This is a genomic window from Vibrio sp. 970 (assembly GCF_033339075.1).
In genome coordinates this window covers 1-626 of record NZ_JAWOTW010000477.1, presented here as the reverse complement: position 1 = coordinate 626, position 626 = coordinate 1, and the positions used below count along the sequence as shown (strand labels likewise).

The following is a 626-nucleotide window of genomic DNA, read 5'->3' as shown; positions in this document are numbered from 1 at the left end:
GTATCACATCTCTATTACTCTGATATTGACGCGAAGCTAACAAGATAAAACGTAAGGTGAGTAATATAAGCGCAACTGAAGATCTTGGATTATCCGATTTTCATTACCCCTAGTTTTTCAGCTCTGTAATTATTGGGTTGAATTGTCCTTTTAAGCCCGCACAGGTACTCTCCCTGACATCACCGTTTGTGCGGGGGCTTTTTCATATTTTGAACGATTTGTTTTAGATGATCTGCTTATCTAAAAATGTGGATTCTAGCAGTCATTGACGTGGGGCCGTTCTTTCGTGATCTCGTTTGGGCATCACATGTGTGGACGGAAAATTTCTACTCATCTCTCATTCTTCTCGACAAACATTGAGTAAAGGTAACGAATCGTAACATTGCTGCTGTAACTGTATGGCGTTTCAATATACTCGACTTAGTTTGTAAGCCACAGATTGCTAATAAGATTAGATGTCACTATGAGAAAAATTACCTTATTCAACACGACTTTCCTTACCGGCCTTGTTACCTTCTCTCACTTTGCCTTTGCTGCACCAACTGTTGTCCCTAATGCACCTGAATTAAGCTCCCGCGGTTATGTACTGATGGACTATCACACAGGTAAAGTGTTGGTAGAGCGCG

The 626-nt window shown here is 41.1% G+C and carries 1 pseudogene; it reads left to right on the top strand.

Features of this window, described 5'->3' with window-relative positions:
- Positions 1-463: 463 nt before the first annotated feature.
- A pseudogene (locus tag R7Q11_RS27410) lies at positions 464-626 on the top strand (D-alanyl-D-alanine carboxypeptidase); the annotation flags it as partial.